We start from the raw sequence: 5,262 nt of genomic DNA on the forward strand, positions 1-5,262 counted from the left end.
CCCGAACTCGAAGTCGTCCGCCAGGGCGACCAGATCGTCATGCAGATCAGCCCGCCCTTGCGCGCCGAATCGGAAAACAGCTATTTCTACGATGCCGAAGAAAAGCGCGACGCCGAGGCGCTGCGTCTGATCACCCTGCTGCCGGACGGGCCACAGCGCGTCCGCCTGGTGCGCTACACGGCGGCGCAACGCCGTGCCGCCCAGCTGGTTTCCGGGCGTTTCGCCGTGCCGGCCAAGGCCGAAGGGGCACAAGCCGATCTCGACAAAACCCTGCAAGCGCTGGCCGGCCATTTTCAGGTGCATGCCGATGCGGCCCAGGCGTCGCGCCAGGTGGCGAGCGAAGCGCGTCTGCGCGCCGAACTGGCGCCGGTCGGCGCGTCGCTGTCGCTGCGCCTGGTTGCCGCGCCGCTTGGCGCCGATGGTCCGCGCCTGCCGGTCGGCAGCGGCCGCGTTCGTCTGATGGCGGCGATCGGCGGCGAGACATTGGGCACCGAGCGCAACCTGGCAGCCGAAAAACAACACCTGGAAAGCCTGCTCGACGCCTTCCCCTTTCTCGAAGAGAGCGGTGATGCGCAAAGCGCCGAGTGGCTGATCGACGACCCGGAACTCGCTCTCGGCCTGGTCGAAGCCCTGCCCGGCCTGGCCGCTATCGCCGCCGTCGATTGGCCGAAGGGCAAGAGTGTCCGGGTCATCAGCGTCGATGCCGGCAAGCTGGGTATCACGGTCAGCAAGGAACGCGACTGGTTCCGGGTATCCGGCCAGGCCGGGCTCGATGAAGGTCTCGTCGTGCAACTGGAAACCCTGCTCGCCGCCGCCCGCGACAAGAGCCGCTTCATCCCGATGGGCGACGGCGTCTATGCGGCGCTGACCCGCTCGCTGAAACAGAAACTGCTCGACCTCGCCGCCGTCGCCGAAGTCGACAAGCACGGCAGCAAGGTGCCGCAGATCGCCGCCGCCTGGCTCGACGAGGTGCTCGACGGCACCGATCTCGAGTCCGGCGCCGATTTCCGCCAAGCCATCGACCGCCTGCGCGCGGCCCAGGCGCTCGCGCCAAAACTGCCAAAGTCCCTGCAGGCCGACTTGCGCCCCTATCAGGAAGAAGGCTACCAGTGGGCGATGCGCCTCGCCGCAGCCGGTCTGGGTGGCTGCCTGGCCGACGACATGGGCCTCGGCAAGACCCTGCAGGCACTCGCCGTCATGCTCGAACGGGCCAAAGGCGGCGCCACCCTGGTCATCGCTCCGACCTCGGTGTGCGGCAACTGGCTGGCCGAAGCGCTGCGCTTCGCGCCCAGCCTGAACGCCAGCATCTACAGCGAGGCCAGCGACAGCGAACGTGAAGCGCTGGTCGGAGAGGCCGGCCCGCAGGATGTGCTGATCGTCTCCTACACCCTGCTGCAACTGGCCCAGGAACGTTTCGCCGGGCGTCAATGGCACACCGTCGTCGCCGACGAGGCGCAGGCGATCAAGAACGCCACGACCAAACGCTCGCAAGCCGTTTTCGATCTGCCAGCCGATTTCCGCCTGGCCCTGTCGGGCACACCGGTGGAAAACCGCCTGGCCGAACTGTGGTCGATCATGCGCTTCGTCAATCCCGGCCTGCTCGGCAGCATCGGCCGTTTCAACGAACGCTTCGCCGGCCCGATCGAGCGCAACCGCGACCGCGATGCCCAGCACGTCCTGAAACGCCTGATCGGCCCTTTCGTCCTGCGCCGCACCAAGGGCCAGGTCTTGCAGGATCTGCCGCCGCGCACCGAACTGATCCTCTCGGTCACGCCGGAAGCGGCCGAAGCCGCCCACTACGAAGCCCTGCGCCGGCAGGCGATCAACGAGGTCGGCGCGCTCAACGACAGCGGCGCCCAGGCCGGGCTGGCGCGTTTCAACATCCTGGCGCAACTGACCAAGCTGCGTCGCGCCGCCTGCGATCCGCGTCTGACCAGCCCGGAATTCGCCATCGCCGGTGCCAAGGTGCAGGCTTTCGCCGAACTGGCCGCCGAACTCACCGCCAACGGCCACAAGACCCTGGTTTTCAGCCAGTTCGTCGATTTCCTGCAAATCCTGCGCGTCCCGCTCGACGCCGCCGGCATCAGCTATCAATACCTCGACGGCGCGACCCCCGCCGCCGAACGCAGCAAGCGCGTCGCCGCCTTCCAGGCCGGCGACAGCGACCTCTTCCTGATCAGCCTGAAAGCCGGCGGTTTCGGCCTCAACCTGACCGCCGCCGACTACGTGGTGATTACCGACCCCTGGTGGAACCCGGCCGCCGAAGACCAGGCCATGGGCCGCGCCCACCGCATCGGCCAATTGCGGCCGGTCACCGTCTATCGGCTGGTCAGCAAGGGCAGCATCGAGGAACGCATCGTCGATCTGCACCACGACAAACGGGCGCTGGCCGACAGCATCCTCGACGACGGCGACGCCTCGACCCTGCCGTCAACCGAAGACCTGGTGGCGCTGATTCGCGGCGAGTAGCAGAAGAGAGGCTGACAGGGCAAGACGGGACAAAAGATTACAAACTTGTAATTTTGGCGTCAGGATGGCGTCGACCGCAGCACCGCACAATCGCTTCATCCATCCACCAAGGAACCGCCATGCGCCTGCTGCTTGCCCTGATGCTCTCCCTCAGCCTTCCCGCTTTTGCCCAGCACGATCACCACGCCGGCCATATGGTCGCCAGCCAAACTGCGCCGCTGAGCGACGGTCTGGTCAAGAAAATTGACGCCAAGGCCGGCGAGATCGTTATCCAGCATGGCCAGCTCGACAGCATCGGCATGCCGCCGATGACGATGGCTTTCGGCGTTGCCGACAAGGCTTGGCTGGGCAAGCTCAAGGTGGGCGACAAGATTAAGTTTGCAGCCGAGATGAAGGGTGGCAACGCCATGGTCAGCCGCTACGAGATGGCGAAGTAAGCGCCTCGCCGATGCCTGACATCATGCCCAACTGGCATCCGGCGGTCGTTCATTTCCCGATCGCCCTCGCCATCACGGCGACGCTGCTCTTGCTGCTGGGCCGTTGGCACCCGGCCAAGCCGACTTTCACCAACAGCGGCCGCCTGCTGATCCTGGGCGCCGCCGTGAGCGCTGGCTTTGCCGCGGCGCTCGGCTGGTATGCCTTCCAGACGGTTGAACACGATGGCGCCGGTCATCTGGTCATGCTCAGCCATCGCAACTGGGCGCTGACCGGCACGGCCGGGCTGATCGCACTGGCTGCCTGGGATGGCCTGCGCCAACGCGCTGAACGCCCGCCGCACGCGGCCTTGCTGCCGATCATGCTGGTGCTTTCGGCCGGCCTCGGGGTGACTGGCTGGCTGGGCGGCGAAATGGTTTATCGGCATGGCATCGGTGTCTCGGCGGCGGCTTTCGCGGCGCCGGAAGTGGCGGCGCCGACGGTGGCAGAGCAGCCGGCGGCAACGCCTGAAACGGTTGTCGAAACGCCGGCCCTCGCCCCCGGCGAGCACATTCACAAGGATGGCCAACGCCATCGCCATTGAGGCCGTCATGAAACGTTCGTTGCTGCTCGCCCTGCTGCTCACCGCGCTGACCGCCCATGCCGCCGAGCCCTTGCCCGGGGCCAGCGTCGAATCGCTGCTCGCCGCCGCCCGCGAGCACAGCCCGGATGTGCGCATGGTTCGCCTCGAAGCCGAGGCGGCGCGCGAGCGCATCCAGCCGGCCGGCGCGCTGCCTGACCCCGTTCTGCGCATCGAGCTGGAAAATATCACGCGCAACGGCAGCCAGAATGCGACGCTCGACCCGACGCGGACGGGTGATACCAAATACACGCTGATGCAGCCGTTGCCTTTCTGGGGCAAGCGCGACCTCAAGCGCGACGTGGCGACTGCCGAAGCCACTCAGGCCGAAGGCCGGGCCAGCGACACCTGGGCGGAAGTGGCGGCCCGTATCAAGAGCCTCTACGCGCAATATTGGCTGACCGGCCAGGCGCTGCAACTGACCCGCGAGAACATCGAACTGACCCGTCGCCTCGAGCAGGTCGCCCAGGCCCGCTACGCCGGCGGCCTGGCCGCCCAGCAGGACGCCATCCGCGCCCAGCTCGAACGCAGCGCGCTGGATGCCGAACAGGTCGGCATGGAAAGCGAGTTCCATCACCTGATGGTCTTCCTCAACGCCATGCTGGCCCGGCCGAGCGGCGCCGCACTGGCCGAACCGGCGGCGTTGCGACCGATTCCCGCCCGGCTCGATGGTGCCGCGCTGAACGACCGCCTGCTCGCCGCCAATCCGCAGCTGGCCATCGAAGCCGCCCGTGTCGACGGTGCCGGGAAGAGCCGCGAGCTGGCCTACCGCAACCGTTATCCGGATTTCACAGTCGGCGTGGCGCCGATGCAGGTGCAGAACCGCGTCGATGCCTGGAGCCTGATGCTGGAGATGAACCTGCCGCTGCAACAGGGCACCCGGCGCAGCCAGGAGCGCGAGAGCGAACGCCTGCTCGAAGCCGCGTCGGCGCGCCATGAAGCGCTCGGCCACCGGCTGCAGGGCGACCTCAATGCGGCGCTGAGCAATCTGGACGGCGCGCGCAGCACCGAACAGATCACCCGCACCCGCCTGCTGCCGCAGGCCGAACTGACTTTCAAATCGGCGCTGGCCGGCTACGAAAACGGCAAGGTCGATTTCGCCACCCTGCTCGACGCCCAGCGCCAGATCCGCAACGCCCGCCTCGCGCTGCTGCGCGCCCAGGCCAGCCAGCAAATACGGCTGGCCGAGATCGAACGCCTGCTTGGAGAAGACCTGTGAAGAACGGCCCCCTGTTTATTTTCATCGCCGTCGCGCTGACCGTCGGTGGTTTTGCCGGTGGTTATCAGTTTGCCCAGCAGAAAACGGATGGCGCGACCGCCGTTGCCACGACCATAGAAACAACGGCTGGCCCTAGGGTCAACCCGAAAAATGAGCAAAAACCGAAATTACTCTATTACCGCAACCCGATGGGCCTGCCCGACACCTCGCCGACGCCGAAGAAAGACCCGATGGGCATGGACTACATCGCGGTCTATGAAGGCGAACAGGAAGCCGACAGCGGCCTGAAAATCAGCGCCGAGAAAATCCAGAAAATGGGCGTCAAGGCCGAGCCGGCCAAACTGCAGGTGCTCGACAAAAACGTGCGCGCCAGCGGCCGGGTCGAAATCGACGAAAGCCGGACCACCACGGTGACCGCCAAATTCGAGGGCTACATCGAGCGCCTGCACGTCAATACAACAGGCCAGCCGGTCGGCCGCGGCCAGCCGCTGTTCGAGGTGTACAGCCCGGAACTGGTCTC

Annotated in this window: 4 protein-coding genes and 1 pseudogene; all 5 read left to right on the plus strand. The window is 66.6% G+C overall.

Annotation, left to right across the window (positions count from 1 at the left end):
* A partial coding sequence (locus tag ADADOO_RS03870) for a DEAD/DEAH box helicase (RefSeq protein WP_511275179.1) occupies positions 1–2,469 on the plus strand: 2,469 nt, incomplete at its 5' end.
* A 119-nt stretch (positions 2,470–2,588) separates the two neighbouring features.
* Positions 2,589–2,906, plus strand: coding sequence for a copper-binding protein (locus ADADOO_RS03875; RefSeq protein ID WP_511275180.1), 318 nt, complete (start codon positions 2,589–2,591; stop codon positions 2,904–2,906).
* 11 nt (positions 2,907–2,917) lie between these two features.
* Positions 2,918–3,487, plus strand: coding sequence for a DUF2231 domain-containing protein (locus ADADOO_RS03880; RefSeq protein ID WP_511275182.1), 570 nt, complete (start codon positions 2,918–2,920; stop codon positions 3,485–3,487).
* Between the two features lie 7 nt (positions 3,488–3,494).
* The gene (locus ADADOO_RS03885) at positions 3,495–4,742 is read left to right on the plus strand and encodes a TolC family protein (RefSeq protein WP_511275184.1); all 1,248 of its coding nucleotides are present in this window, start codon (positions 3,495–3,497) and stop codon (positions 4,740–4,742) included.
* Positions 4,739–5,262 (plus strand): annotated as a pseudogene (locus tag ADADOO_RS03890) (efflux RND transporter periplasmic adaptor subunit); the annotation flags it as partial. The gene ADADOO_RS03885 and the pseudogene ADADOO_RS03890, both read left to right, overlap by 4 nt.

This window comes from Azonexus sp. (genome assembly GCF_036170495.1).
In the GTDB taxonomy this organism is placed as follows: Bacteria; Pseudomonadota; Gammaproteobacteria; order Burkholderiales; family Rhodocyclaceae; genus Azonexus.

What these genes read in the sequence shown, in the direction of transcription:
- ADADOO_RS03875 (WP_511275180.1), top strand. Translation starts at nt 2,589, where the DNA reads ATGCGCCTGCTGCTTGCCCTGATGCTCTCCCTCAGCCTTCCCGCTTTT.
- ADADOO_RS03880 (WP_511275182.1), top strand. Translation starts at nt 2,918, where the DNA reads ATGCCTGACATCATGCCCAACTGGCATCCGGCGGTCGTTCATTTCCCG.
- ADADOO_RS03885 (WP_511275184.1), top strand. Translation starts at nt 3,495, where the DNA reads ATGAAACGTTCGTTGCTGCTCGCCCTGCTGCTCACCGCGCTGACCGCC.